Genomic DNA, 26,352 nt, shown 5'->3' on the forward strand with positions numbered 1-26,352 from the left:
TTAAAATAAACTTCACCTAAATTTCCTCTCATTATATCTACTTTTATTTAATAATTTGTGTACCAACACCCTCAGATGTAAATAGCTCTAGTAACATAGAATGTTCTAGCCTACCATCAATGATATGTGCTTTATGCACTCCACCATCAATTGCTTCTAGACATGCATCTACTTTTGGAACCATACCACCATGGATTGTTCCATCTTTTTTTAATGTTTCAACTTCTGCCTTAGTCAAAGTCTCAAGCAGTTTCTTATTATTATCTAGTACACCCGAAGTATCTGTTAAAAAGATGATCTTATTTGCTCCAATAGCCTTTGCAACATACGAAGCACATAAATCGGCATTGATGTTAAACCCTGGATGACCCATCTCTTCACCGGCGGCAATAGGTGCAATTACTGGGATAAACTTTTCATGCATTAACTTCAAAATTACATCTGCTTTTACATTTTTTATGTTTCCAGTCAGTCCCCATTTGGCAAAGTCTTTTGCCTCGGCAGTAATAAAATGTGCATCCTTACCACTCACACCAATAGCTTTTGCTCCATGAGAGTTAAGTAGCGAAACAAGATCTTTATTGATTTCACCACTTAAAATCATTTCAGCTATTCTCATCACTTCTTTTGTCGTTACTCTTTGACCATCAATAAATTCTGTATCAATATTAAGTGCATCAAGCATTGTGGTAATCTTACTTCCACCACCATGTATTATTACTGGGCGAATTCCAACAAGGAACATTAATAGAATATCTTTAGCAAATTTTTCTTTGAGTTGTGGTGAACTTTGTGCGGAACCACCATACTTTATAACTACTATTTCTTTATTAAACTCTTTTATAAATGGTAAGGCATCAAGGAGGGTTTTAACTGTTTCAATTTTCTTTTGCACTATTTAATTCCTAATATAATTATCTATTACTTCATATATTTTTTCATCAACTTCCACATGTAAATCCAATAAGGATAATGGAAGTCCAAAGGACTCTACTTTTACAAAATCTTTGTATGTTACTAAGAGTGAGTCTGAGCCATCTGTTTTTAAAATATTTTCTAGTTCATCCTTTGTAAAGGCATGATGATCTGGAAAATAATTCTTGCTCACTACACTGGGTAGAAAGTCATCTAGTCTTTGTGGTCTTGCTATAGCCGTTACGAGTGACATTTTATCAGATTTGTCTTTAAGCTCTACTACTCTCTTAAAATTCACTCCATCTTTAACAATGTACGCCTGTTTTGTGAGCCAAAGTCTCTCTCTAAATGCACCAGAAGGAAGGCAATATTTATTTGATATATTTACATCTATAAGAAGATCTAATTTTTTTATACTATGTTTTGAGTAGGCATCATCCAGAAACACTACTTTAGCACCAAGCTTTTTTGCTTTAGCTATCCCTTTTTTTCTATCTTCACTTACTATCACAAAGGCTCTAGGAATTTTATGTGCGTAAATCATAGCTTCATCACCACTTGTATCTACATCACATAAAATCTCTTCACCGTCCTTAACTACATATAAACCTTGAGACTTTCGTCCATACCCTCGAAGCACGACTGCTACATTTTCATATTTTAAAGCCAAGGCACTTACAAGTGGTGTTTTACCACTTCCACCAACATTAAGATTCCCAATACTAATGATAGGGATATCAAAATCTTCTTCAGTAGCACTTTTATACCGTACCCACATAATTGAACAATAGAGCCACGATAAAGGAAGTAAGAAAATGGAGAGAAGTTTTTGGAGAGTATTTGGATTGTAGAAGTATGCTTCAACCCAAAATACTAAAGATTTTTTCAAGCCTTTTTAAACTCTACTTGAAGCTATATTTTTTATCTTGTCGCATACAAATTTAACTTCTTTATCCGTCATACTTGAATAGATTGGTAAAGATAAAACTTGCTGGTACGCACGAAGTGCTACAGGATAGTCATTTACACGAAGTGAGTACTTAGTCTTATAATAAGAAAGCAGGTGAAGTGGAATATAATGTAGACCTGTTTGTATACCTACTTTTTTTAGCTCAACTGCAAAAGAATCACGATTTTTGTCTATTTTTACAATATACAAAGAAAAAGGATGTTCATCATTTTTAAGTTCTGGAATAGTTATATGCTTAACTCCACCCAAAGCTTTGTTATACATTGCAGCCACTTCTTTTTGTCTTGCAACATTTTCATCTTGAATTGCAACTTGCGCTCGGATATATGCAGCATTTAACTCACTTAAAGAATAATCGTTTCCAATATCTACAACTTCATAAATATACTCTAAGGCATCTTCATCTTGCGTGATACCATGGTTACGTAAAAGTTTAGCGCGAGTCATAATATCTTCATCGTTTGTAACCATCATTCCACCGTTACATACATTTTTCTTTAAATGAGATGAAAAGTCAAAGCATGTTATATCTGCACCAGTAGAACCAATTTTACCACCCTTATATGTAGCACCTAGGGCATCACATGCATCTTCAACAATCTTTACATCATATATTTTTGCAATCTTATAGAGTCTGTCTAAATCAACTGTATTACCTGCGATATGTGTAACGATAACAGCTTTAAGCTTCTTAGACTGATTCTCTTCAAGATAGTTTTCTAAAAGATCAAGGTTGATGTTGTAAGAATCAGGATCTATGTCGATGAAAACAGGTTCTGCATCAAAATGGCGCACAACTTCAGGAACATTCGGATGCGCATTAACAGAACATACTACTTTATCTCCACGCTTTAAATCAAAGGCAAGCATTGCAAGATGCAGAGCATCAGTACCATGAGAAGTTGAAAGAGCATAATCCACTCCAATATACGAAGCAAATTCACTTTCAAGTTCTTCAACTTGGTTTATATCTTCACCATCTAAAACATCACTTACATTAGAGTGTGTCTTTCTTCCATTTTCAAACTTACTAAATGGTATCTTAATCTTCATCTTTTCTATCCTTTTCTAAAGTCTAATATCTCTAGGGTAATTAAAATCATGGTTTACAGTTCTTGATGTCAACTTTGCGATCACTGGCATTTTTCTCTTAAAATGATTACGAAAAATTCTCTCAATAATCATATCTGTCATCTTAGCGTCAAAGCCTTGAGAGATAATTTCATCTCTACTTATTCTATTTTCAACGTAGAATTTCATAACTTCGTCTAATTGTGCATAAGTATACCCTAAATCTGCTTCATCACTCTGACCATCCCACAAGTCCGCTGAGGGAGGCTTTTTTATGATGCTTTTTGATACACCTAAATACTCTGCTAATTCAAAAACTTCACTCTTATATAAATCCCCAATTGGGTTTAGTGCTGAAGACAAGTCTCCATATAAAGTTCCGTATCCAAGCATCAATTCACTCTTGTTACTTGTCCCTAAAACTAAAGCATTTTCACGTGCAGAGATGTCAAAAAGAGTGGACATTCTCATACGAGAAGAAAAGTTACCCTTTCTAAGATTATCCATCTTTGGATTCATCTTTTCATAAGCTTTTAACATTGGTTCTATTGACACAGTTTCTGAGCGAAGATTAAAATCTCGACACAATTGATCTGCATCATCAAGAGAATTTTGAGATGAGTAATGCGAAGGCATTTTTACACAAAGAAGGTTTTCTTTAAAAACACGATATGCTAATACTGCAACAACAGCAGAATCAAGTCCACCACTTAGTCCAATTACAACATTTTGTATACCAGTTTTACGTACTTCATTATCTAAAAAATGTTCTAAGTACTCTTTAATTTGAGAATATTTATTCATAATTCAGATTATATCGAAGTTTTAACTAACAAATTATTTTATGTGCCATATGGTTGAGTTCGCTACACGAAAAGCCAGCTTCTTTTCTTGCTTTTGTATTTAAATTTTTTGGACGTAAAAATCCTTGAGGATAGTATTTGTCTATTATTTCAAAATAAACATCAGTTCCAACACCCTCTTTCTCGCAAGCGTAAGTAAACCAAACATCACCCTTTTTAACATGGTCTATCTCTTCATCTAAAATAACTTCTAAAACGGATTGAATGTCATCCAAAGTCTCATTTTTTGGATGTTTTTTTAATTTTTCTAAAATCATTGGAGTTGCATCAAGTCCATTTGCTTCAAGGTATCGGGGAACTACCGCCATTCTCTCAATCAACGTTTGTGTTCTTTGGCTCGCTTCAAATAAAGAATTATGTACTTCTAGGTCTCCGTATGAAGCATCAAGCTTACAAAGAAGTTCTTCCAACATAAGAAAATGTCGTATCTCATCATTTGCAACATCTAACCAATCATCATAGTATTGCTTAGGTAATCCAATAAATCTATATGCCCCATCTAGTGCCAAATCAATTGCAGAGTACTCGATATGCGCAACAGCATGAATTAAAGTAATCTGTCCCTCTCTGGTCGTTAGATTACGTCTCTTTGGTACATCTTGAGGTCGAACTATCTTACATACCGTTGTATATGATGGTTCTTGAAATTCTTTTACTTTATATTCATTTTCAAATTCTATTTTTCCACTTTTATAGTGTTGATAAAATGTATTGAATTTTTCTATTTTTTGCTTTGGGCTTTTATATTCTAAAATTATTTCTAATTCTTTATGAAAATATGACATCAATTAACTCTTTTTTTCTTTATTGTTTGTAAATATCTATAAGTAAAATATTATATCAAAGCTTTGTAACAAAAAAAGCTGTATTATTACTCTATTATTTTATAAAGAGATTATTATGGCAAACTATGTAAGTGACGGTAAAAAATTAATCAATGTAGAGTACGACGTGGTGCCTGGGCTTAATGACATGGTTGATGGAATGAGAATTATATCCACAGATAAAAGATCCCAAGATGAATACGCTATATTTTTACAAGATTTAAATCATACTGTATCTTGTTATGTTTTAGATGAAGTTTTTATAGTTGGAAAAGTTGATGGCTTTGAGAACCTTGTAAAAGCGCTTGAAGCTTGGCATAATGATGAGATATAAAGGAGTACTATGAGCATTAAAGTAAAACCAATGGGTATCTATGAAACAAATTGTTATATCATTACTGAAAATGGAAAGGATTTCATCATAGATCCTGGTGTTGGCGCAACACCATGGGTTTTAAGAAATGTGACAAATCCTGTAGCTATTTTAAATACACATGGGCATTTTGATCATGTTTGGTCAAATGATGAGTTGCAAAAAAAGTTAAATATTCCACTTTATACACCAAAAGGAGATGTGATGCTTTTAACTTCTAGTGACTGGATGCCAGATCTTCCACATTCCTACCCAGATATAGAAGTTGAACCAAACCAAGAGTTTAATTTTGATGGTGTTAAAGTAAAGTTTCATCACTATCCAGGACATTGTCCAGGCTGTTCTATGATTGAATTTGATAATGCAGTATTTAGTGGAGACTTTATTTTTGAGCGTTCCATAGGTAGAACTGATTTTCCATACTCTTCACCATCTGATATGAAAGATAGCCTCACAAGATTTAAAACCCTTACATTTGACAAAACAGTATATCCCGGTCATGGTGGGAGTACAACAATACAACAAGAACAACAGTATGCAGATCACTGGATTCGGAGTCTATAATGGTAGATAACTTTAAAGATAAGGCTCAAACTTGGGATAAAGGTTCTACTCGGGTAAATGGTGCCAAAACTATTGCTGATGCAATTTCTAAAAATATCAAACTTCAACCACATATGAAACTCATGGATTTTGGTGTTGGAACGGGGCTACTAGGCTTTGAAATTCTCCCTCTCGTTGAAAAAATACTAGGTATAGACATATCTCAAAAAATGTTGGAACAACTAGCTCAAAAGAACTCAGCAGAACAGTATATTGAACCTAAAAATATTGACATTATTAAGAATCCTTTGAAGGAGACATTTGATGGTATGATCAGTTCTATGACACTTCACCATGTTGAGGATTTAGAACTTTTTTTTCAGACGATTTACAAAAATATAAATGCTAATGGCTTTATTGCAATTGCTGACTTAGAAGCTGAAGATGGAACATTTCATTCTGAAAATACGGGAGTATTTCATTTTGGATTTAACCAAGACGCACTTTGTAAGGTTGTCACGAATGCTGGATTTAAAGATGTAAAAATCGAAAATATCAACACAATAAATAAACCCCATAGAGATTTTGGAGTTTTTTTATTAACTGCAAAACGAGCGTAGTTTAAAGAACTTCGCTTTCGCCTGTTTGTTGTGCATCTTCTTCTTCAAGAAGTTTAAGTTTTAGTACATGTCTATCCGTTACAACGGTTTTAAATTCGCCTTCAAAAACTTTAATCTCTAGAACAAAAGCCTCTACATGAACATTTCTCTTACGTCCTTCTTTATGACGAACACGAGCAATAATATTTACCTCATCATGAAACTTCACGGGTGAAAGAAACTGACAATCAGATCCAACAAGAACTACATTTTTCTCATTCACTGCTGCCATTGCGGCATAATCAGCTGCTGAAAATATAAAACCACCATGAATTAAACCTACGTCATCTGCAACCATCTCTGTTGTTGTTGTAAGTCTTAACTCTACGTAACCACGTTCCATAAGAATGATTTCGCCAACTTGATCACTAGAAATTTTTTGATGTGTTTGAAGATAAACCTTATCTTCATCTTCTTTGTCTTCAAAATCAAACTCGTCATTTTCTATTTTTTCACTCATTTTTTATCCTTAATTAATCTTATATATACTCTTGCAGGTGCTGGATAACCTTCAACTGTTTTAGTACTATCGTCCGGATCAAGAAAATCTTCAAGGGATTGTCCTTCAATCCACTCAGTTTTTCTTTGCTCATCTGCTTCAGTCTTTGAAGTCTCTAAAACTTCAAAGCTAGCAAAACCTGCACGTAAGCACCAATTTTTCAAAGCCCCTATAGTCGGAACAAAATAAATATTTGGAATTTTAGAGTACGAAGACTTAGGACATAAACACATTTCACCCTCCCCTTCTATATAAAAAGTATCAAGGATTACTTCACCACTTTTATCTAAGCCCTTAAACAATTGCTTGAGCATTGCAACAGGATCACTCCTATGATAAAGCACACCAAGACAAAAAATAGTATCAAACTTCTCTTCATAAAACTCAAGATGTTCCACTCCTAAAAGCTCATACACAATCTCACTTTTCACGAAGTGATTAATAAAGTCAAATTGTGTTTTATATAGTGGTGAAGGATCAAAACCAACAAGAGATTTTGGTGCATCTTCTTGCATACGAAAAAGATAGTATCCGTTATTACATCCAATATCGGCAACTCTTTTATCTTTGAGATTAAAATGGGGACGTAAAAGGTTGTACTTAATATTACTTTTCCATTCAGTGTCTATATATGTATCAAACAACTCAAAGGGACCTTTTCTCCAAGGCATAAGTAATTTTGCAGTTGCTTTAATATCTTGTATATATTTACCAGAAATTTTAACTACATTATCAATACTGACATCCCAACTTCCATCTTCTAGAGTATCCAATGCATCACGTAATGGAAGTATATTTTTCCATGTCATCCATTTTTTTCTTTGCTCTCTTAACTCTTGTAAATCCATCTATTTCATTGCCTTATTTTCTACACTTCTTAATTTTTCTAAATCCATATGCTATTCTTAGCTTGTCTCAGTTCTCTACTATCTAAATTTAATTATAATTGTAGCTAAATAACTTCAAGTGCCTAAGGAAAATATATATGAGACTCGAGAAAAAAGCTACGGTTGTATCTACTTCAGTTGCAGGATTGCTTGTACTGATGAAGATGACAGTTGGAATTTTAAGTGGTTCCATCGCTGTTTTAGCTTCTGCTATAGACTCTATGCTTGACTTACTTGTATCACTCTTTAACTATTTTGCCCTGCATACTGCCGAGAAAGATCCAGATGAGCAATTTCACTTTGGTAGAAGTAAGATTGAACCTCTTGCCGCTGTTATAGAAGGTGTAGTAGTAGCTTTCTCTGCACTTTTCATTCTTTATCAAGCACTAATAAAAATTGCTCACCCAAGAGAAATGGCACATATGACTGAAAGTATTGTAGTCATGATAGCTTCATTTATAGTCACGGCTTTTCTAGTTTACTTTTTAAACTACGTTGCAAAAAAAACACAGAACATGGTTATAAAAGCAGATGCCCTACACTATAAAACAGACCTTTTCTCAAATGGTGCTGTTCTTATGGCTCTGGTTCTTATCTCGTACACAGCCGAAGAGTTAATCGACCCCATTCTTGGTGTAGGAATCGCATTTTATATGATTTACTCTGCTATTCCTATAATAAAAGAAGGGGTTTTGATGCTTCTTGATGCAGCCCTTGAGCCTGAAGATATTCAAAAAATTGAAAATGTTTTAAAAGCTGAAAATGCTATTACAACTTACCACTACTTACAAACGAGAGAATCAGGTTCTCATATCTTTGTTTCAGTTCATGCTGTTTTTAATGTCAGTATCTCTTTATATGATGCACATTTAGTATCCGATAAAGTTGAAGATGAAATTCGTGATCTTTTCCCAAATAAAAAGACCCATACAATTATGCATATGGATCCGTATGATGATTCTGATATAAATGAAGAAGAGGATAGATACTAAATAAAAGAGCTCTACTAAAAAATGGGGCTGTTTTATCTTGGAAAAAATAGTCAAGATAAGAATCTAACACTTTATAAATCAAACCATCTCACAACACATGCAATGATTATTGGTATGAAAGGCTCTGGAAAAACGGATTTGTGTATCGGTCTCATAGAAGAGGCTGCGATTGACAATATCCCTTCGATTGTCATTGACCCAAAAGGAGATATATGTAACTTATGTTTAGCATTTCCTAAGTTAAATGCTTCCTCTTTTAAACCTTGGATAGAAGACTCTACCAAGGCTCAAGAAACTTCAGATTTATTGAAAAATTCTCACAAGTTGAAAAAACAATTTATACTCCAGAAAGTTCAGCAGAGGTAAGTGTAAATATCTTAGGTAGTTTTGACGTTCCTCCACCAGGAATATTAGAAGACACTGATACATTGGCATCACTCATAAACACTACAGTTTCATCTATTCTAGCACATTTTTCTATAGAAGTGGATCCAGCATCTACTTCTATCTAACATCTTCTATCATAGTTATTCTAAGGGTATTTCTTTAATCCTATAAGATATAATTGGTTATGTAGCTTCATCACCATTTGAAAAAATCGGCATCCTTTCACTCAAAGTTTTCTATAATCAAGACCAGAGAATGAAATTAGCAATGGCACTTAATGGTGTAATTTCTTCCGTTAGTTTTCTATCATGGATAAATGGTGAAGCACTCGATATACAGAGTATGCTTTACGATGAAAAGGCAAAATAGCTATTTTTAATATCTCACATTGAAGTGATAATCAAAGAATGTTCTTTGTAACCATCTCTTTATATGGATGAGATTTTTGGTTTCTTTTTACCTAGTGAAAAATTCTACTTTTAAAGCAAACTCGTGCTTTTGGAACGAGTATCATTTTATCTACGCAAAATCCTGTTGATTTAAACTATAAAGGTTTATCCAACATCGGGACGTGGTTTGGAGGTGGGTACTTTCCTATTCAAAAGATCCTATCACAAAAGATGATATTAAAATCCTTATGCATGATAAAAAAACTCTAAAAGAAAATGCACTCCCTCAGGCTCTAGAAAAAGAAGACACTATCTCAAGCCTAAAACAAATTATTAACGAAAATATTAAAAAGTACTTTGTAGATACAAATATCAATGCGAAGTATTCATCTCTTCCTAATATGATCACGCAGGTAAATTCATTAAGAAGTGTTCAAAAAACTCTTTCTGATTATCTTTACGACACTAATAAGCTTGAATCCAAACTGGGAGTTACTAAAAGAGACTTTCTAGTTGAAGTTGAAGATAACTTAAAAGAATTACAAGAGATTAGCCTTGGAAAACTAGAAGATAAATTTGAAGTAAAATATGAAAGATTAGAAGATAAACTCACTCGACTTGAGATGAGGCTAGAAAAAGAAAAAAGTGATGTAAGTTCTAAGACTTCAGATACTTTGACAGATGTTGGTTTGGCACTTTTTTCTGCTTTCTTTTCAAAAAGTTCAAGCTCTACAAGTATGAGAAAAGGTGCTTCAGCCTTTAAAAAAGGTAGAGAGGTAATGAAAGAAAGAGACGATGTTGAAAATATTGAATCTCTTATGCAAGACCTTGAAGAAGATATGCAGGAACTTCACCAAAAATTTGAAGAAGAGGTTCAAAAAATAGAAGATAAACTAGATATCCAAAATTATGAAATCACGTCAACTTTCATAAAACCTAGACGAAGCGACATAATTATTAAAGATATCGCTCTTTTGTGGGAACGCTAAGTCTAAATTCCAGTCTGACAATCCTTAATATCTCCTCTTTTATATCCTAGGCTAAACCACGTCATTCTATCTTTTGCACTTCCGTGGGTAAAAGAATCCGGTGTTACATAACCTTTAGCCTGTTTTTGTAATGTATCATCCCCTATTGCACTTGCGGCATTCAGTGCTTCTTGCACATCTCCCTCTTCCATAATGGCTTTAACACTATGCGCCCAGATCCCAGCATAACAATCAGCCTGTAACTCAACTTTTACTTGAAGAGTATTTGCATCTTTTTTTGATGCAGTTTTTTTAAATGTATGTGATTTATTGAGTAGCCCAACAAGGTTTTGAACATGATGACCTACTTCGTGAGCGATCACATAAGCTTGAGCAAAATCTCCCGGCGCATTATGTCTATTTTGGAGATCTTCAAAAAAGCTCATATCAAGATATATTTTTTTGTCTTTAGAACAATAAAAAGGTCCTATTTGCGCAGTAGCATGACCACATCCACTGTTAACAGAACCACGAAATAAGACTAGCTTCGGTTCTTCATATACTAAGTCATTTTTTCTAAAAATAGGATGCCAAATATCTTCAGTCTGAGCTAACACTGTGGAAACAAACTCGGCAGTTTTATTATCTTTAGCACTAGGAACACTTAAACTTTTTTCTTGTGTTGGTGAAGTGTCTAAAAAGGCTAGTAAAGAAAGAGGATTATATCCTAAGAAATATGCTATCACTCCGACAAGAAGTACTACACGGCCATATTTATTTCCAAGTAAAAATCTAATAATTGGCACAGCAAATCGCATGGCACCACGAGAACCAGAAGCTCCACTACGAGATCTAAAGTCTTCAACATTACTACTTCTTCTTAAATCATCCCATCTCATACCAATACCTTTGTATATATACTCAAAATTATATTTAATCCTATTTAAAGTATAATACAAAAAAATATACAATATGAGGATATCTATGTTAAATGAAATTTACTTAGGAAATACACTACAAACGTAGATTTATGTTCTTGTAATCGCTGGAGGTGCGGTTGTGATTGGAAAACTTTTAATCAATATAAGAATTTTAAACGAGTTTAATGAAAACAAATTAAACTTTACCTTCCCAACGCAAACACTTATCTTAAAAAAATAATACGAAGTAGGTCTCCCTACTTCGCATACTCTACAGCTCGACTTTCTCGAATAACATTTACTTTAATATCACCTGGATATTGAACTTTATTCTCTATCTCTTTAGCAATCTCTCTTGCTAATAAAATTGATTCATCGTCTGTTACAAGAGATGCATTCACTATTACACGAATTTCACGACCAGCATTTATAGCATAGGCTTGTTTAACACCATTGTGTGAAGATGCTATCTCTTCAATTTCTGTAACACGTTTTAAGAAACTCTCTAATACCTCGCGACGCGCACCTGGTCTTGCAGCTGAAAGTGCATCTGCAGCACATACAGCGCCACATTCTACAGAGTTAATCTCTTCTTGTCCATGATGTGCATATATAGCATTAATCACGACACTGTGCTCATTATAACGGTTACATATTTCAGCACCAAGATCTACATGATTACCATCATGATCATGAGTAAGTGCTTTACCAATATCATGTAATAAACCAGCTCTTTTTGCAAGAATTGGATCTCCACCCATTTCTGCAGCCATAATACCAGCTAAATAGGCTACTTCAAGTGTATGAGCAAGAGCATTTTGTCCATAACTTGCACGATAGCGTAAACGACCAATAAGTTTTTTAAGCTCCGGATGCATTACACCAATATCCATATCGGCGATGATTTCTTCACCCTCAGCCAAGATACCAGCTTCAAATTCATCTGAGACTTTTTGAAAAATCTCTTCAATTTTAGAAGGTTGGATTCTTCCATCTTCTATAAGAAGCTTCAATGTTTTTGTTGCAATTGCACGTCTGTATAGATTAAAAGAACTTACCATAATTGCATTTGGTGTGTCATCAATAATAATATCAACACCCATAAGTGTCTCAAGGGCCTTTATATTTCGTCCCTCTTTACCAATGATCCGACCTTTAAGTTCATCATTCTCTAAATGCACCATATTTGTAAGTCGCTCAGAAGCAAATTCACCCGCAAATCTACTTGTAGCCTGGGCCAAAATATAATTTGCTTTTGTCTCTGCTTCTTCTTTTGCCTGAATTTCGCTTTTTCGTACAATATGCGCTATCTCTTCACGCGATTTTTCTTCTATCTTTTCAAGTAAAATAACTTTTGCTTCTGTTGCTGTCATTCCTGCACAATTTTCCATTGCGTGGAGTGCTTCATCTATCTTGTTTTCATATCTTTGTTTAAGTGAATCTACTGACTTTTCGTTTCTATCTAAATTAATTCTTTGAGCTTTTAAACGTGTACTTTCTTCTTGAATTTTGTGTTCTTCATTTTGTTTAAATCGTTTAAAACTTTGCTCTTTTCGTATTACATCATCTTCACGTTGATGCAAATCTGCCTTTGCTTTTACTTTTGCATGTTCATACTCTTTTGCAGCAGCAGTTTGTATCTCTCTCGACTTTACATTCGATTTTTCAAGTAAAAGATGTGCTTCATTTTCTATAGCACTGGCTTTTGCTTTTGCTTGATCTGTATAAATATCGAAACTTGAAATAATTAATTTTTTAGAAATAAAAAAACCAACAACTCCACTAACCGTAGCAATTCCGCCACCTATTAGTATTTCGTTTAGCATTATTATTTTCCTAGTTTACTTTCTTCTTATAGTTTTTGGTGTGAGCAATACATCACATGATATATCATATGCATCACAAACTTTTTCTTTTGTATAACACTCATCAGCTTGTATAAAAATCGTATATGGTTTCTTTTGCAGAGAAGCAAAGAAACGATCATACATCCCTTTTCCAAAACCAATTCTTTGTAAATTAACATCTACCCCTATTGCAGGTACTATCGCTATATCTATAGTATTTATTTTTCTTAATGAATTACCAGCCTCAAATATTCCAAATTTTTTCTTATGAAGAGGTAGTCTAAATTTTACCATTTTAAAACTTTGTTGTTCCATAAAAGGAAGATAAATATCATTGTATCTCCTAATATTTTTTATAACTTTAACTAAATCAACTTCATTCTCTAGTGGGTAATAAATGAGAATAGACTTGTTCCGTACATTCTTTAATTCATTTAATAATTTTGCATTTACTAGAGAATCTCTATAAAGGCGATTATGTGGAGATAATTTACGCAATCTGTCTAAACTTTTTTCTCTAAATTGTGCTTTTGTAAGAGTCATCTTAAATCTTTATGGATATAATTTTGCATATTTTACTTAAAAAACAAAAATAAGGATATTTTATATGTTAAAAAGATCACTTTTTATAGCACTTATAAGTGTTGCTATTGTTTTCCAAGCATGTGGAAATAAAGAAAACAATAAAGAAAATGAAACAGTAAATGCTATGGTCTCTGCAAATGAATATGTTCTCACTGCTACAGATGCTAAAACTCAATATATTGTAAAAAAAGAAGCTGCTGGATTTACTTTAGAAAATGCAAAAGGAAAAGTTATTATATTTGATATTTTTGCAACATGGTGTCCACCTTGTCAAGCTAGTGCAATACATCTATCATCACTGCAAAAGAAATTTAAAGATGATCTAGTTGTAATTGGTGTTACTATCGAAGATGGAATTTCAAATGCTGACTTAGAAGATTTTAAATCAAAATTTCATGCTGAGTACACGATAGTGAACTCTGATCAAAACCGTCGTTTAGTAAATGAAGTAGCCACTTCACTCAAACTTGGAGACAGATTCCCTATCCCTATAATGGCAATGTATAAAGATGGAAAGCTAATAACCCATTACATTGGAGAAGTGCAAGAAGAGTTTGTTGAGAGTGACATAAAAAGAGCTCTAGGCAAATAATATGTTTGGCTTTATAACTAAATCACTATCTAAAACCGTTAATGCTATAAAAAGCGTAGTACCAAAGAAAAAAATATTTTTTACCAAAGATGAACTTGAAGATATTTTACTTGAGGCAGATGTTGAATATGATTTAGTTGAGATTATTATCAAACAAACATATCAAGAAAAAATAACTCGTGAAATTTTACGTTCAAAACTTTTAGCGACCCTTGCCTACACTACATATAAAGAGCCAGAATATACAGCACCTTTTGTCGAACTTATTGTAGGAGTAAATGGAGCTGGTAAAACAACAACTATCTCTAAACTAGCACAAAAGTATAAAAAAGCAGGGAAGAAAGTAATTCTCGGAGCAGGAGACACTTTCCGTGCTGCTGCAATAGAACAACTTACTTTATGGTCCAAAAAACTTGATATTCCCATCGTTTCTTCACAACAGGGACATGACAGTTCCGCTGTGGCATATGATACTATAGACTCTGCTAAATCAAAAGGATTCGATAATGTTATTATAGATACTGCTGGTCGATTACACACACAAACCAACTTAGCGAATGAACTTAAAAAAATCAATCGCATATGTGATAAAGCACATCCTTCTTCACCACATAGAACGGTACTCATTTTAGATGGCACACAAGGTAATTCAGCTATTGCACAAGCAAAAGCATTCAATGAAATGATAGGTATTGATGGGATTATCATTACAAAACTAGATGGCACAGCTAAAGGTGGTAGTGTGTTTAGCATTGCTTATGCACTTGAACTTCCTATCCTCTACATTGGTACAGGTGAACAACCTGATGACTTAGTTGTATTTGACAAATATGAATTTGTTGATGGTCTTCTTGATGCAATCTATATAGAAGAAGAAAATTAAACTATAAATACTTTTAAAAAAGAGTAGAAAGGTCTATTAATAATCTATCACGAAGCTTATAAAGATCTTCCAACCTTTCTTTTACTTGCTCTTTTTCCCCACTATTATGTAATTGAATTAACTCATTTGCTGTATCGTGCACTCTCTGATGGACTAACACAATATTTTGCATTGCCTCAGATAAGTCATTGTTTGCTAAAAAACTATTAAGCCATTTTCCAAAGCGACATTCTCCTTTTTCTAATTGCAGCGTATCTATGTATTTACCATCAATCATATTCTCTATATCTCTCACCCAAGCTCTATGTTCAGCACCTGCATAAAGTATTGGTAATTTTTCATGAGACATTACTTTCATATCTACCCACGAAGGTTCAGATTTCCAATCATCAATCCATAGAGTTATTTCTTCCACTGGCATCGGCCTAGCTATAGCATAACCTTGCGCGAAATCACATCCTAAACGAAGGAGTATTTCACCTTGTTCTAAATACTCCATACCTTCAGCTATTATATTTCGATTAAATGCAGACGCTAAACTAATAACCCCATTAATAATAGCAAGGTCTTCAGGGTCTTCTAACATAGCTCGTACAAAACTTTGATCAATCTTCAATGTTTGAACAGGTAAACGTTTTAAATATGTTAGAGATGAGTATCCCGTACCAAAATCATCAAGAGATAATTGCACCCCCATCTTATTTAAACTACATAAGACTTCAGATACATGAAGCATATTTTCAATCGATGTTGTTTCTAAGATCTCTAACTCAATACTTGAGGTTTGAACACTTGAATACCTTGCAAGTATAGATTTAAAACTCTCTAAAAAATCACTCTGCTGTATATGGGTAGCAGATATATTAATACTAACAGGTAGATTTATACCCTCTTTTATCCATTTATCTTCTTGAGATATAACAGTATCTATAACCCATTCTCCAAGTCTAACATCCAAGTAATTACCTTCAATATATGGTAAAAAAAGTCCAGGAGCTAAGATTCCACGTACAGGGTGTACCCATCGTATAAGTGCTTCGACACCGATAACTTCACCACTACGTAAATTAACCTTAGGCTGATAATGCATAACAAACTCATCATTCTCTAAAGCTACTTTAATACGTTCTAATATCTCATGATGACCGCGGATTGTTTGATCTTCTTCCGGGTTAAATATATGATACCTATTTCTTCCAGAGAGTTTTGCTTGGTACATAGCCTGATCAGACTGACGTAAAAGTTGGTCTGCACTAATACTTTCTAGTTGAGGATAAAAACTCACACCTATGCTTGCAGATACACCTAAAGATATATCTTCTACAAGTATCGGTTTTAAAATTTCTTCAAGGATTCTATTAATCAATTCAATACTTGCATCCACTTCTTTAAAATCATTTAATAATATAACAAATTCATCCCCACCAATACGAGCGATTGAATCTCCACTACGTAAGATACACTTCATACTTTTTGATACTTTAATCAGTAATTTGTCTCCAATATCATGACCATAGGTGTCATTAATCTCTTTAAAGCCATCTAAATCAAGATAAAGGATAATAGCTTTGTGTCCATTCCTCTCAGAGTGAAGCATAGATTGACTTAATCTATCTGCAAAAAGAACCCTATTTGGAAGATCTGTTAATAAATCATAGTGAGCATTATGCTCTAAGTTCTTTTGATATTCTACTCTTTCACTAATATCCTCCACTATAGACCATATATACTTAGTTCCATCAGGATTTGTAACAATCATCCCATTTAGATTTATTGCTACTGCTCTACCATCTTTATGTATATATTCTTTCTCATACGGTCCATAAAAACCTGTTTCTTTTAATTGGACTAGCTGTCTTTTCTCATCTTCCATATACTTTTTGGGAGTTAATTCCCAATAATTAAGAGTTTTCAATTCCTCTTGAGTATATCCACATATATTTTTAAATGCCTCATTAAATTCTATATACTTGCCATCTACATCTGTTAAAGCTATCCCTAAAGGAGATAGTTCATAGAGTCCACTAAGTTTTTCATTACTTGATTTCAATTGCAATTGAGCATCTACTTTTTTTGCAATCTCTTGTTTTAACTTTATACTCCAAAGAACAACTAACACTATAATTATGATAGAAAATAGCGCAATAGTTATAGCTAAACTGTAATCTATTCTCTCTACATATTTATTTTTTATCCACTTTTGCAAAATATTTGCTTTTTGCTCTTGCGTTATATTTTGCATGGCTTTATTGATGATGCTAAAGAGAATAGGTTCCTCTTTAGAAATAAAAAGTGTTAAATCCATAATAATAGGAGTCTTTCCAACAACCTTTATATTATGAATCCCCATATCTGCCATGGTATAACTTGCTAAGGCTAGAGTAGCAAGCATAGCATCATACTTTCCATCTGAAACACCAATTAAACCCTCTTGAATGTTCTCAACTTCAATAAAATCTATATATGGGTATTCACTAAATATATCAGCTGTGTACCCATAATCTTTTATTATCGCAATTTTTTTACCTGCTATAGATTTTAAGTTTTCTACATAGTGATTTTTTATATCCATAATAATTACAATAGGATTTTTACTATAAACATCAATAGCATTAAATTTTGTATTTAAAATCACATCTGCCGCATCACTTGAGATAACTTTTACCTTACCTTTAGTGGCAATATCTATTGATTCACTCCACGACTTAGTTGGTATAGGGTTAAAATCAATACCAGTATTTTTTTCAATTAACTTCAAATACTCAGCAACTATTCCAATATATTGTTTTTTAGAATCAAAAGCTTCATAAGGTAACCAGTTAGGATCACCAGCAAAAGAGACCACTGAATTTTCTTTTAACCATTCTTTTTCATTAAATGAAAGTTTAATTGTATTTTCATGTATTTTGTCTTTAAAAAAAAGTTTGTCTTCTTTTTGATCTCTATCAAGTTTTCCTTGTTTAAGCAACTGTTTATAAGTTGTGAGTACAAAATCTTCATTTACTTCACCGATTTCATAAAGATCTAAAAGCATAAGTTCTTTTGTAATAATTCCTTCATATTTTAAATATTCTAAAGCTTTGTTGGGTTGGTATTTCTCATGAATTAGCTCTGCAACTTCATCTATATTCTCAAGAGCATACTTCCAGCCTCTTTTACTGGCTTTTAAAAACTTTTTCACCTGATTAGGATTATTTTTAACTTTATCATATGTTGTAAAAAGGTTAATTGCATTTGTAGGAAAACCATGTTCCACTGGATCAATAACATTATATGGAATCTCCCTCATGTCCAATTCATACACTTCATTAGATCTAAATGCTACTACGGCGTCCACTTTTCTGTTAATAAAGTCTTCTATATTAAATGTCGGATTTATAAACTGAGTATTGTTTTCATTAATGTCAAAATAATCGAATAAAATAGAAATAGAACTGTTATAACGATTATTTTTAGTCACCATTACACTTTTTCCTTTCAAGTCTAAAACAGATTTTATCTCAGGTTGTGTGATAATAATAAGGGGAGATCTTTGAAAGTATGTTGCTAAAAGTGTTACATTATTGAGTTTTTTATTGTCATAGGCTAAATGACTGTTATTAATTGCATAATCTGTTTTCTTATTTTCAAGATCTTCAATGGTACTTTTATTTTGATATTCTAAAATATCTACATCCAGTCCTAGCTCTTTATAATAACCTTTTTCTTTAGCAACAATGAATCCAGCAAATTGAAATTGATATTTCCACTGCAACTGAAGCGTTACATTTTCAAGCTTACTTTCTTGAGCATAAGATAGTACTGGTAACAATAGTACAAGGAGGAAAAATCTATGAAGCATCTATTAACTTCCTATGATATAGAGAATATATTATTACATTCTACTTCTTTGTAAATAAAATAAAACTTAACTATTATTTGAAAATATTATAGGAGACTGAAAATAATAAAAGAAGAAGCTACCACTTTTGCTAATGGAGGTAAAACTCCCCAGGTTAAAGAAGCACTTTAAACCCTATTATCTTCATTAAATGATTTTTACTCCAATATCGTTGTAAGTGGATGAAACACATAAATATGTCACTTTGACATATTTTCAAACTCCTTCAAAAAAAAACCCTACAATACTGCTAAATACATATAAAGGCATCTATAATGGCTAAGAAAAAAGTACTTTTTGAGTGTCAGCATTGTGGGCTTACTACTCCTAAATGGATGGGAAAATGCACAAATTGTGGGTCTTGGGATTCATTTGTTGAACTTAATGAGCATCAACAAGATGTTGTAAAAAAGACTAAATCGAGTTCAGCTCCATCTTCAAAAGCTATAAGTATAAATCAAATACAAGAGAGTGAAGTTTTTAGATATTCTTCACTTGATAGTGAGCTAGATGGTGTACTTGGTGGTGGAGTTGTGCCTGGTTCTCTTACTCTCATCGGGGGAAGTCCCGGTGTTGGTAAGTCTACCCTCCTTTTAAAAGTCGCTTCAAATATTGCATCAACAAATAAAAATGTATTATATGTAACTGGTGAAGAGTCTGCTGGACAAATCAAACTTCGTGCTAACCGACTAAAAGCTAACGAAGACACTCTCTATCTTCTAAGTGAAATCTTGTTTGAACAAGTTTTAATAGAACTCGATCATAGAGAATATGAATTTTTGATTATAGATTCGATTCAAACTATTTATTCTGAAGGTATTACTTCAGCTCCCGGTTCGGTTACACAAGTCAAACAAATTACTTTTGAACTTATGAGAATAGCAAAAGAGAAAAACATCGCTATATTTATCATTGGTCATATTACAAAAGAAGGTTCCATTGCTGGTCCAAGAGTACTCGAACATATGGTTGATACTGTTTTATACTTTGAGGGGGATTCATCCCAAGAACTTAGAATTCTTAGAGGATTTAAAAACCGTTTTGGACCGACGAGCGAGATAGGTGTTTTTGAGATGCGCGCTGAAGGTTTAGTTTCAGCAACAAATATCTCATCAAGGTTTTTTAATCGTAACTCAGAACAGGCCGGTTCTGCACTAACTGTTATAATGGAAGGATCTCGTCCAATCATACTAGAAGTTCAAGCACTTGTGTCTGAATCTCATACTAGCAATTCAAAAAGACAAGCAACTGGTTTTGATAACAATAGGCTCAATATGCTTTTAGCTCTTCTAGAGAGAAAGCTAGAAATTCCGCTCTCTGGATATGATGTCTTTATTAATATTACAGGTGGAATCAAGATTACCGAAACAGCAGCAGACCTAGCAGTACTAGCCGCGATCATTAGTAGTTTTAGGGACCGGGCCATCTCAAAGGAAACTATATTTATCGGTGAAGTATCTCTTGTAGGTGATGTACGAGAAGTTTACGCTATGGATGTAAGACTAAAAGAAGCAACAATGCAAAATATTTCTAAAGTACTTTTAGCGAAAAAACCTCTTGAAAAAACAACTATGAAAACCTTTATAGTAGATGAAGTCACGAAACTATTAGAATGGTACTAATTTTAGTTAATATAAACCTTCCTTTATAAAAAATAATTGTATAATTTCAATAATATAATTAATAAAGGTAAAAAATGATTGATGCAGAGTACAGAAGTGAAGAAAGATTTTCTAAATTATCCTTGGCTTATCAAGGTAAGGAAGAAGGAAAATTAGTGTGTACTACTGTAGATGCGATAATTTTAAAATATGATTATAAGCCAGAAACATATACATGTAATATCTCACACGGTAAAGATGTTCTAGTAATTGAATACCACGATGATAATAATCGTGAATCTGGTGCAATTTTCGAAGAGATGATGAAAGCATTAGACATCGAACATTGCGACTAACTTTTAACCTAGACAAATATTTAAAAATGGCGATATACTTATATATGAAAATTTATTGAACTAAAAATAATATCAAGGAAGATACAAGATGGCTGAAGAAAATACAGAAGAATTAGAAGTACCTGAGAAGAAAAAATCAAATATGCTAATGATAATTATCATCGTTGTATTAGTACTTATTATTTTAGTCGGTGCGATTGTTACTGTACTTTTTATGGGTGGGGATGAAGAAGATATGACTCAGATGAAAGAGCCTCAAGCAAAAGAAAACAAAGCAAGAAGCTCAAAAAGAAAAAGTTCTAGTTCATCAGCGTTTGAAGATTCACGTCAACTAAGTGAAATTGGTATTTTATATCCACTTGATACTTTTACAGTTAACCTTAAAAGTGATGCAGGACGTAGATACTTAAAAGTAACAATGTCACTTGAGCTTGAAGGTGAAGAGTTAAGTTTAGAGCTAGATGCAAAAACTCCAGTTCTCAGAGACAGAATTATTAGAATTCTTTCTTCGAAAACTCTTGAAGAGATCTCTTCTAAAAAAGGAAAAGGAAAAGTTGGATCACAAGTTATGGATACTTTAAATGCTATGATTGCTGATGGTGAAATACAAGGTATCTACTTTACAGAATTTGTCATTCAGTAGGCTAATTTAAGCAAATTTCATCAAACCCCTCCAAGCCCCTTTACATAGGGGTTTTCTCATGATATACTATTTTCATATTTAAGCTAAAATACCCTATTCTTAGCAAAATAAGCAGACCTAGAAGGTAGTTTTATGAAAATATTAAGACAAAAAATCCCCACTTCTTCCACTGGAATTTTCTATAAAGAAATGATAAATGATGAAAAACAAGTAGTTGATAAAGTCTTTCTTATTAGATACAAAGATGAGTCCACTGTACTATCTTGTACTGTATAACTAGCAGCTTCAACTGCTTCAACAGCTTCGATTTTTGTGTTTTTACTGATAAACCAAACAGCAAATACCATTACAAAAAGTAAAATTAACTTTTGCATATATTCTCAATAAGAAATTATTTTAAATATTATACTACAAGTAAGATTATTGACATACACATATAAAAACACTATAATATATAAAAAAATAGTTATCTAAGGATTTTAATGTTTAATTTATTTACAAAGTTAATACTATCTGTTAGTTTAGTAGTTACACTTCAAGCCGAGAGTGGTCTCACGCAACAAGATTTAATTTCTGTTTCTCCACAAAACTTATCTGACTTTGAATTTTCAGATACAGTTATAGAAATAGCATTTTCTAAACCTATCTTAGTAAAGTCAGTACATAAGAATACAGTTGTACTTAAAACAGATAATAATAAAAGATTAAGTGGTGTTGCTACAGTTCTAAGTGATACACTGTTTTTTAAACCAGATACTCTTTTAGAAGTTGGAACATATGAAGTTCTAGTTTCAAAAATGAAACTTGAGAATCCTCCTAGTCAAAATACAATGACTGAGAAGATTAACTATACATTTACAGTAGTAGATATTCAATCAATATCTATTGATACCCAATCAACAGAACTCAAAGAAGGTACACAAACAACTTTATCGGTTCTTGCAACACTTGCTAATGGAACAAGTAAAGATATATCAAATCGTATAGAATGGATAATACAAGACACTTCTATAGTATCTATTACTAATAATACTCTTAGTGGATTAAAAGAAGATTCTACAACTATACAAGCTAAATTCAATAATATCTTATCAGAACCTATACAGATTGTAGTATATACAGAAATTAATGGTTACAAGCTTCCACCTGAACCAGACCCAGTAATAAACAATAGTACTATACTTGGAGTTGACTTCAATAATAATGGTGTTCGGGATGATGTAGAGAGATTCATAGTATCAAAATATAAAGATAATCATGTAATAGTAAGTGAGATTGGCTTACAGGGTGCTAGAGCATATCAGATGATTGTAGATAATCCTTTAAATAAAGAAGAAAATCATAAAGCATTACATGATGCTATGGATTGTAATTTTTATTTTAAAGATTATTCTGAACTCTATGGAGATCCTATTTTAGTAGATCATTCAATTAGAAGTACTTTTCATAATTTGCAATTAAATACCAAATCAAGAGTACAGGCATATATGGAATATGATAAACAAATGAGTGGTGGTGTTTATACTTTAACATTAATTTCAGAACAAAAAAGTAAATGTGCATTTGATGTAAATACTTTACTGGGAGTTCAATAATGAAAAAGTATATTATTATTCTTTTTATTCTGCTTACCCCTATATTTTTATATGCCAATACTCCATCAGTTAATGAGTGTATTAATGATATTTATTTCGCAAATGGTATTAAGACTGATGAAGCTAATGCAACAGCAAATCTTAATCTTATTCGAAAAAGAACTCTTATTGAACAATATCAATTAGATGAGATAAAAATGAACAATGAGCTAAGTTTTCATACTGCCTATAATCAAACATACGGTATTAATGGAGATATTTATGAAGCTTACCTTCAATTAGCTAATGAAAATGATGGATGGGCAATATTTAATCGTTGGATGAATTATGTGCTTGGAAACCGTACAACAAGTGCTTATTGGTATAATCAGGCACTTGCCCTTATTACAAATAGTATGAATGAAACGATGATACGCCAGGCATACAATGCTGATTTAACTACACAAGAAACAAACTATAAAAGTAGTATAGATGCTGGACATAATGTTATAGTCGTTTCTCATTCACAAGGAAATCTGTTTACAAATGATGCGTATAAAAATATAACACGGGGTATTAATGCATGGAGAAAAGATTATTTTAAAGCAATAGCGGTAGCTTCACCCGCCACAAAACTATTAGAAGATAATAATACAGATCCTCATATAGGATTTGACAATGACCCTGTAGCATTTATAGGTACATTAGGGACAACAGCTAATCCAGGTAGGTCTTATTCACATATTAATATTTTAGGGGAATATGTTGAAAATGCTTTTGATTTAGATTTTCATTCTTTTGATTATTACATGGGAAAAACTATTGAATTAACTGATGGGATAAGTACAAGGAATATTTCAACTGATTTTGCTAAAAATATTATAATGAATTTTATTAGTGAATCAATTGAAAATCATAGAACTGCTCCATCACAATGGGAAAAACTAGGAAAAGGAACAGAAGAGCATCTGATAACTGTAAAACATAAATATGATTCTAGCATTATTACAATTGGTACTTCAGATGTATATCCGTTTGACCCAGATAAAAAACTTTATTATGTTGATGGAAATATTTCAGGTTATGTGAAAGCTAGATGTGGTGGATATAAAGTCGAAACGACTTGGACAGGTCAAAATACAAATACACAGATTGCAAAATTATCACATGATGCGACGACACTACCTCATGAATATCTTGAAATAGTTATACCAGATGTATTTATTGCTTCTGCATCATTTTTAAAGTATATATCAATAACAATTGTTGAAGATTATAGACCGTCACATTTTATATATGATTATAGTATAGAATTTTATACCGTTTTATTTCGTTCAGACGGTAGTTATAAGGCTGTTTACAATAGTACTTATAATGGTACTTATGACGAGGCTCAATGTCCAGAAACATCATGTTCTCCTCATGATATTTTTTCGTTTGGATTAGTTCGTTACGTAAAAAGTGAATATCGTACTCCTAGAGAATGGTTTAATTTACTTTATAGATAAAGTATAAAGGATTTTTGAAGCGGAAGTAATAGCATGAGAGGAACTTAATTATTCCTTTTGGACTCATATGACGATTAATAAAGACTATAGTTTTACTTTTTGCTTGCTAATCTTAAGTATAATTCATCTTAATAATTATCTTACGTTAGCAAGTATTAAGTTTAGGAATTTTTTACAGTAGTTAATGATTTAAGTACAAAAAACTTCTTTAATTAAATCATGTCTTCTACTAGGTATTAAATGTGCATATCTTAAAGTCATATCTAGTTTCTTATGACCAAGTTGTTCTTTGATTTGTAATATATCAGCACCACCTAAAGCTAACCACGAAGCATGAGTATGTCTTAGACTATGTGTAGTGATTCTATACTTATTTATAGTCTTATTACCTTTAATAAGCTTATCTACTATCTCTTGCCATTGTTTTGGCATTTGTATACGCTGTTTTAAATTTGAAGAGGGAAATACTAGATTTGATATTTTCTCTAGTTTAGAGAGTAGGGCATATACTCTATCACTCATATATACGTATCTAGCATTACCTTTTTTAGTAGGCTTAAAATATATAAGTCTATTTATTAAATTAATATCATTCCAATCAAGAGAAGCTATCTCTATAAATCTTGCTCCAGTATCTAGTAGCATTGCTGTAAGATTATAAAGTGAGTTATTTTCATACTCTTTTAATTTATCTAGTAGTTTTATAGCTTGTTCTTTTGAGAGAAAAGCTATTTTTGAATTTTCAGGTTTTGGGAATTTAACTATACCACCACTTAGAGGATTAGTATAGTTTTTAATAAGCTCATTTTTTATTGCATGATTTATAATTTGTCTTGCTACTGCTAACATATATTCAACTGTTCTTTCTGATAATACTTTTAACTTCTCTTGCTTTAATGCTTCAAAGTCCTTAGGCTTTATATCAACTACATTTTTATCATGATTATTAAAAAACTGTTCATCTATATACCAAGATTTTTTATTACCTTTAACTCACATGTAGATATGGAAGAAAATAAGCACACAAAGGATTAGGTTTCAAAGAGTTAAATTTTTACAAGTGATTTAAAAATAAACCTAACGCACTATCGTTTGCTAACTCATCCACGACTTACTTCATTGCATTTCGTAAGCTTTCGCAGTGAGTAATAAATATGATATAATAATGCTATTTATAAAGAAGGAGAAGCTATGATTAATCGTGATGAAATACTGAATATACTTAAAAACTATAAAAAAAACAATATCGAAAAGTATGATATTTTAGACCTTGGTTTATTTGGTTCAGTTGCTAGAAATCAAGCTTCTTCAAATAGTGATGTTGATATTTGTATTAAAACAAAAACTCCTGATATGTTTGCTCTAGTGCATATTAAAGATGAACTTCAAAAACTTTTTTCTAATTCTATAGATATAGTAAGGATAAGAGAGAGAATGAACCCTTACTTAAAAAGTAGAATTGAGAAAGAATCAATATATGTATAAAAAAACTACTAAGGATTTATCCTATGACTAAAAATATTATTCTAAATTATTTAAAAAACAAAAAAGAAGAACTACATAAAAAATATGGAATTGTGTCTTTGGGCTTATATGGAAGTTATGCTAGAGATGAAGCGACTG

General features: G+C 32.3%; 28 protein-coding genes. 15 read left to right on the forward strand and 13 right to left on the reverse strand.

Features of this window, described 5'->3' with window-relative positions:
* Positions 1 to 43: 43 nt before the first annotated feature.
* From argB to ACI9TV_RS10925, 5 genes are read right to left on the reverse strand one after another with little or no spacing between them, the layout of a single operon-like run.
* Entirely contained in the window at positions 44 to 895 is an 852-nt protein-coding gene (gene argB / locus ACI9TV_RS10905) for an acetylglutamate kinase (RefSeq protein ID WP_415250827.1), read from the reverse strand.
* A 3-nt stretch (positions 896 to 898) separates the two neighbouring features.
* Entirely contained in the window at positions 899 to 1,804 is a 906-nt protein-coding gene (locus ACI9TV_RS10910; protein ID WP_415250828.1) for a tetraacyldisaccharide 4'-kinase, read from the reverse strand.
* A 6-nt stretch (positions 1,805 to 1,810) separates the two neighbouring features.
* Positions 1,811 to 2,932: a DegT/DnrJ/EryC1/StrS family aminotransferase gene (locus ACI9TV_RS10915; protein WP_415250852.1), complete on the reverse strand. Its 1,122-nt coding sequence runs from the start codon at positions 2,930 to 2,932 to the stop codon at positions 1,811 to 1,813.
* Between the two features lie 21 nt (positions 2,933 to 2,953).
* On the reverse strand, positions 2,954 to 3,760 hold the full coding sequence (locus ACI9TV_RS10920) for an NAD+ synthase (protein ID WP_415250829.1): 807 nt from the start codon (positions 3,758 to 3,760) through the stop codon (positions 2,954 to 2,956).
* A gap of 25 nt (positions 3,761 to 3,785) precedes the next feature.
* Complete coding sequence (locus ACI9TV_RS10925; protein ID WP_415250830.1) at positions 3,786 to 4,604, reverse strand: ferritin-like domain-containing protein; 819 nt, start codon at positions 4,602 to 4,604, stop codon at positions 3,786 to 3,788.
* Between the two features lie 115 nt (positions 4,605 to 4,719).
* Here ACI9TV_RS10925 and ACI9TV_RS10930 point away from each other — a divergent pair, with 115 nt between their 5' ends.
* The 3 genes from ACI9TV_RS10930 to ACI9TV_RS10940 are packed head-to-tail and all read left to right on the forward strand — an operon-like array spanning position 4,720 to position 6,179.
* Positions 4,720 to 4,977: a hypothetical protein gene (locus ACI9TV_RS10930; RefSeq protein WP_415250831.1), complete on the forward strand. Its 258-nt coding sequence runs from the start codon at positions 4,720 to 4,722 to the stop codon at positions 4,975 to 4,977.
* A gap of 9 nt (positions 4,978 to 4,986) precedes the next feature.
* Positions 4,987 to 5,580 (forward strand): MBL fold metallo-hydrolase, encoded by a 594-nt coding sequence (locus ACI9TV_RS10935; protein WP_415250832.1) that lies wholly within the window; start codon positions 4,987 to 4,989, stop codon positions 5,578 to 5,580.
* The gene (locus ACI9TV_RS10940; protein ID WP_415250833.1) at positions 5,580 to 6,179 is read left to right on the forward strand and encodes a class I SAM-dependent DNA methyltransferase; all 600 of its coding nucleotides are present in this window, start codon (positions 5,580 to 5,582) and stop codon (positions 6,177 to 6,179) included. The genes ACI9TV_RS10935 and ACI9TV_RS10940 overlap by 1 nt, the downstream gene beginning before the upstream one ends.
* 1 nt (position 6,180) lies before the next feature.
* Here the strand turns inward: ACI9TV_RS10940 and ACI9TV_RS10945 are convergent, their stop codons facing one another.
* Positions 6,181 to 6,678: a hotdog domain-containing protein gene (locus ACI9TV_RS10945; protein ID WP_415250834.1), complete on the reverse strand. Its 498-nt coding sequence runs from the start codon at positions 6,676 to 6,678 to the stop codon at positions 6,181 to 6,183.
* Positions 6,675 to 7,565 carry a tRNA 5-methoxyuridine(34)/uridine 5-oxyacetic acid(34) synthase CmoB gene (gene cmoB, locus ACI9TV_RS10950; protein WP_415250835.1) on the reverse strand — a complete coding sequence of 297 codons (891 nt, stop codon included), beginning with the start codon at positions 7,563 to 7,565 and terminating at the stop codon, positions 6,675 to 6,677. Before cmoB ends, ACI9TV_RS10945 begins: the two co-directional genes overlap by 4 nt.
* 137 nt (positions 7,566 to 7,702) lie before the next feature.
* Between cmoB and ACI9TV_RS10955 the strand changes: the two genes are divergently transcribed.
* From ACI9TV_RS10955 to ACI9TV_RS10970, 4 genes are all read left to right on the forward strand, one after another.
* A complete protein-coding gene (locus ACI9TV_RS10955) occupies positions 7,703 to 8,596 on the forward strand; it encodes a cation diffusion facilitator family transporter (protein ID WP_415250836.1) in 894 nt (297 codons plus the stop codon).
* 114 nt (positions 8,597 to 8,710) lie between these two features.
* The gene (locus tag ACI9TV_RS10960) at positions 8,711 to 8,962 is read left to right on the forward strand and encodes a hypothetical protein (protein WP_415250853.1); all 252 of its coding nucleotides are present in this window, start codon (positions 8,711 to 8,713) and stop codon (positions 8,960 to 8,962) included.
* Positions 8,860 to 9,108: a hypothetical protein gene (locus ACI9TV_RS10965; protein ID WP_415250854.1), complete on the forward strand. Its 249-nt coding sequence runs from the start codon at positions 8,860 to 8,862 to the stop codon at positions 9,106 to 9,108. The genes ACI9TV_RS10960 and ACI9TV_RS10965 overlap by 103 nt, the downstream gene beginning before the upstream one ends.
* 512 nt (positions 9,109 to 9,620) lie before the next feature.
* Complete coding sequence (locus ACI9TV_RS10970) at positions 9,621 to 10,361, forward strand: hypothetical protein (RefSeq protein WP_415250837.1); 741 nt, start codon at positions 9,621 to 9,623, stop codon at positions 10,359 to 10,361.
* 2 nt (positions 10,362 to 10,363) lie between these two features.
* On the opposite strand, the gene ACI9TV_RS10975 is transcribed toward ACI9TV_RS10970, so the two are convergent.
* The 3 genes from ACI9TV_RS10975 to ACI9TV_RS10985 form a co-directional block, all read right to left on the reverse strand.
* Positions 10,364 to 11,239 carry a neutral zinc metallopeptidase gene (locus ACI9TV_RS10975; protein WP_415250838.1) on the reverse strand — a complete coding sequence of 292 codons (876 nt, stop codon included), beginning with the start codon at positions 11,237 to 11,239 and terminating at the stop codon, positions 10,364 to 10,366.
* A gap of 278 nt (positions 11,240 to 11,517) precedes the next feature.
* Positions 11,518 to 13,086 carry a ribonuclease Y gene (rny, locus tag ACI9TV_RS10980; RefSeq protein WP_415250839.1) on the reverse strand — a complete coding sequence of 523 codons (1,569 nt, stop codon included), beginning with the start codon at positions 13,084 to 13,086 and terminating at the stop codon, positions 11,518 to 11,520.
* Positions 13,087 to 13,101: 15 nt separating this feature from the next.
* On the reverse strand, positions 13,102 to 13,650 hold the full coding sequence (locus ACI9TV_RS10985) for a 5-formyltetrahydrofolate cyclo-ligase (RefSeq protein ID WP_415250840.1): 549 nt from the start codon (positions 13,648 to 13,650) through the stop codon (positions 13,102 to 13,104).
* A 64-nt stretch (positions 13,651 to 13,714) separates the two neighbouring features.
* Here ACI9TV_RS10985 and ACI9TV_RS10990 point away from each other — a divergent pair, with 64 nt between their 5' ends.
* Together ACI9TV_RS10990 and ftsY are read left to right on the forward strand one after the other, a co-directional pair.
* Positions 13,715 to 14,284 carry a redoxin family protein gene (locus ACI9TV_RS10990; RefSeq protein ID WP_415250841.1) on the forward strand — a complete coding sequence of 190 codons (570 nt, stop codon included), beginning with the start codon at positions 13,715 to 13,717 and terminating at the stop codon, positions 14,282 to 14,284.
* A 1-nt stretch (position 14,285) separates the two neighbouring features.
* The gene (gene ftsY / locus ACI9TV_RS10995; RefSeq protein WP_415250842.1) at positions 14,286 to 15,167 is read left to right on the forward strand and encodes a signal recognition particle-docking protein FtsY; all 882 of its coding nucleotides are present in this window, start codon (positions 14,286 to 14,288) and stop codon (positions 15,165 to 15,167) included.
* A 13-nt stretch (positions 15,168 to 15,180) separates the two neighbouring features.
* On the opposite strand, the gene ACI9TV_RS11000 is transcribed toward ftsY, so the two are convergent.
* Complete coding sequence (locus tag ACI9TV_RS11000; protein WP_415250843.1) at positions 15,181 to 19,008, reverse strand: EAL domain-containing protein; 3,828 nt, start codon at positions 19,006 to 19,008, stop codon at positions 15,181 to 15,183.
* Between the two features lie 314 nt (positions 19,009 to 19,322).
* Between ACI9TV_RS11000 and radA the strand changes: the two genes are divergently transcribed.
* The 3 genes from radA to fliL all read left to right on the forward strand — a co-directional run bounded on the left by radA (position 19,323) and on the right by fliL (position 21,647).
* Positions 19,323 to 20,669 (forward strand): DNA repair protein RadA, encoded by a 1,347-nt coding sequence (radA, locus tag ACI9TV_RS11005; protein WP_415250844.1) that lies wholly within the window; start codon positions 19,323 to 19,325, stop codon positions 20,667 to 20,669.
* Between the two features lie 74 nt (positions 20,670 to 20,743).
* Positions 20,744 to 21,004, forward strand: coding sequence for a hypothetical protein (locus ACI9TV_RS11010; RefSeq protein WP_415250845.1), 261 nt, complete (start codon positions 20,744 to 20,746; stop codon positions 21,002 to 21,004).
* Positions 21,005 to 21,092: 88 nt separating this feature from the next.
* Positions 21,093 to 21,647 carry a flagellar basal body-associated protein FliL gene (gene fliL / locus ACI9TV_RS11015; RefSeq protein WP_415250846.1) on the forward strand — a complete coding sequence of 185 codons (555 nt, stop codon included), beginning with the start codon at positions 21,093 to 21,095 and terminating at the stop codon, positions 21,645 to 21,647.
* Between the two features lie 179 nt (positions 21,648 to 21,826).
* Here the strand turns inward: fliL and ACI9TV_RS11020 are convergent, their stop codons facing one another.
* Positions 21,827 to 22,021, reverse strand: coding sequence for a hypothetical protein (locus tag ACI9TV_RS11020; protein WP_415250847.1), 195 nt, complete (start codon positions 22,019 to 22,021; stop codon positions 21,827 to 21,829).
* A gap of 108 nt (positions 22,022 to 22,129) precedes the next feature.
* Between ACI9TV_RS11020 and ACI9TV_RS11025 the strand changes: the two genes are divergently transcribed.
* Positions 22,130 to 23,242 (forward strand): hypothetical protein, encoded by a 1,113-nt coding sequence (locus ACI9TV_RS11025; RefSeq protein ID WP_415250848.1) that lies wholly within the window; start codon positions 22,130 to 22,132, stop codon positions 23,240 to 23,242.
* A complete protein-coding gene (locus ACI9TV_RS11030) occupies positions 23,242 to 24,729 on the forward strand; it encodes a hypothetical protein (protein WP_415250849.1) in 1,488 nt (495 codons plus the stop codon). Before ACI9TV_RS11025 ends, ACI9TV_RS11030 begins: the two co-directional genes overlap by 1 nt.
* 189 nt (positions 24,730 to 24,918) lie before the next feature.
* Here the strand turns inward: ACI9TV_RS11030 and ACI9TV_RS11035 are convergent, their stop codons facing one another.
* A complete protein-coding gene (locus tag ACI9TV_RS11035; protein ID WP_415250850.1) occupies positions 24,919 to 25,578 on the reverse strand; it encodes a tyrosine-type recombinase/integrase in 660 nt (219 codons plus the stop codon).
* Between the two features lie 342 nt (positions 25,579 to 25,920).
* Between ACI9TV_RS11035 and ACI9TV_RS11040 the strand changes: the two genes are divergently transcribed.
* Positions 25,921 to 26,214 (forward strand): nucleotidyltransferase family protein, encoded by a 294-nt coding sequence (locus ACI9TV_RS11040; protein ID WP_415250851.1) that lies wholly within the window; start codon positions 25,921 to 25,923, stop codon positions 26,212 to 26,214.
* Positions 26,215 to 26,352 lie beyond the last annotated feature (138 nt).

This window comes from Sulfurimonas sp. (assembly GCF_047622445.1).
In the GTDB taxonomy this organism is placed as follows: domain Bacteria; phylum Campylobacterota; class Campylobacteria; order Campylobacterales; family Sulfurimonadaceae; genus Sulfurimonas.

What these genes read in the sequence shown, in the direction of transcription:
- ACI9TV_RS10920 (WP_415250829.1), bottom strand. Translation starts at nt 3,760, where the DNA reads ATGAATAAATATTCTCAAATTAAAGAGTACTTAGAACATTTTTTAGAT.
- ACI9TV_RS10925 (WP_415250830.1), bottom strand. Translation starts at nt 4,604, where the DNA reads ATGTCATATTTTCATAAAGAATTAGAAATAATTTTAGAATATAAAAGC.
- ACI9TV_RS10930 (WP_415250831.1), top strand. Translation starts at nt 4,720, where the DNA reads ATGGCAAACTATGTAAGTGACGGTAAAAAATTAATCAATGTAGAGTAC.
- ACI9TV_RS10935 (WP_415250832.1), top strand. Translation starts at nt 4,987, where the DNA reads ATGAGCATTAAAGTAAAACCAATGGGTATCTATGAAACAAATTGTTAT.
- ACI9TV_RS10940 (WP_415250833.1), top strand. Translation starts at nt 5,580, where the DNA reads ATGGTAGATAACTTTAAAGATAAGGCTCAAACTTGGGATAAAGGTTCT.
- ACI9TV_RS10945 (WP_415250834.1), bottom strand. Translation starts at nt 6,678, where the DNA reads ATGAGTGAAAAAATAGAAAATGACGAGTTTGATTTTGAAGACAAAGAA.
- cmoB (WP_415250835.1), bottom strand. Translation starts at nt 7,565, where the DNA reads ATGGATTTACAAGAGTTAAGAGAGCAAAGAAAAAAATGGATGACATGG.
- ACI9TV_RS10955 (WP_415250836.1), top strand. Translation starts at nt 7,703, where the DNA reads ATGAGACTCGAGAAAAAAGCTACGGTTGTATCTACTTCAGTTGCAGGA.
- ACI9TV_RS10960 (WP_415250853.1), top strand. Translation starts at nt 8,711, where the DNA reads ATGAAAGGCTCTGGAAAAACGGATTTGTGTATCGGTCTCATAGAAGAG.
- ACI9TV_RS10970 (WP_415250837.1), top strand. Translation starts at nt 9,621, where the DNA reads ATGCATGATAAAAAAACTCTAAAAGAAAATGCACTCCCTCAGGCTCTA.
- ACI9TV_RS10975 (WP_415250838.1), bottom strand. Translation starts at nt 11,239, where the DNA reads ATGAGATGGGATGATTTAAGAAGAAGTAGTAATGTTGAAGACTTTAGA.
- rny (WP_415250839.1), bottom strand. Translation starts at nt 13,086, where the DNA reads ATGCTAAACGAAATACTAATAGGTGGCGGAATTGCTACGGTTAGTGGA.
- ACI9TV_RS10985 (WP_415250840.1), bottom strand. Translation starts at nt 13,650, where the DNA reads ATGACTCTTACAAAAGCACAATTTAGAGAAAAAAGTTTAGACAGATTG.
- ACI9TV_RS10990 (WP_415250841.1), top strand. Translation starts at nt 13,715, where the DNA reads ATGTTAAAAAGATCACTTTTTATAGCACTTATAAGTGTTGCTATTGTT.
- ftsY (WP_415250842.1), top strand. Translation starts at nt 14,286, where the DNA reads ATGTTTGGCTTTATAACTAAATCACTATCTAAAACCGTTAATGCTATA.
- ACI9TV_RS11000 (WP_415250843.1), bottom strand. Translation starts at nt 19,008, where the DNA reads ATGCTTCATAGATTTTTCCTCCTTGTACTATTGTTACCAGTACTATCT.
- radA (WP_415250844.1), top strand. Translation starts at nt 19,323, where the DNA reads ATGGCTAAGAAAAAAGTACTTTTTGAGTGTCAGCATTGTGGGCTTACT.
- ACI9TV_RS11010 (WP_415250845.1), top strand. Translation starts at nt 20,744, where the DNA reads ATGATTGATGCAGAGTACAGAAGTGAAGAAAGATTTTCTAAATTATCC.
- fliL (WP_415250846.1), top strand. Translation starts at nt 21,093, where the DNA reads ATGGCTGAAGAAAATACAGAAGAATTAGAAGTACCTGAGAAGAAAAAA.
- ACI9TV_RS11020 (WP_415250847.1), bottom strand. Translation starts at nt 22,021, where the DNA reads ATGCAAAAGTTAATTTTACTTTTTGTAATGGTATTTGCTGTTTGGTTT.
- ACI9TV_RS11025 (WP_415250848.1), top strand. Translation starts at nt 22,130, where the DNA reads ATGTTTAATTTATTTACAAAGTTAATACTATCTGTTAGTTTAGTAGTT.
- ACI9TV_RS11030 (WP_415250849.1), top strand. Translation starts at nt 23,242, where the DNA reads ATGAAAAAGTATATTATTATTCTTTTTATTCTGCTTACCCCTATATTT.
- ACI9TV_RS11035 (WP_415250850.1), bottom strand. Translation starts at nt 25,578, where the DNA reads ATGTTAGCAGTAGCAAGACAAATTATAAATCATGCAATAAAAAATGAG.
- ACI9TV_RS11040 (WP_415250851.1), top strand. Translation starts at nt 25,921, where the DNA reads ATGATTAATCGTGATGAAATACTGAATATACTTAAAAACTATAAAAAA.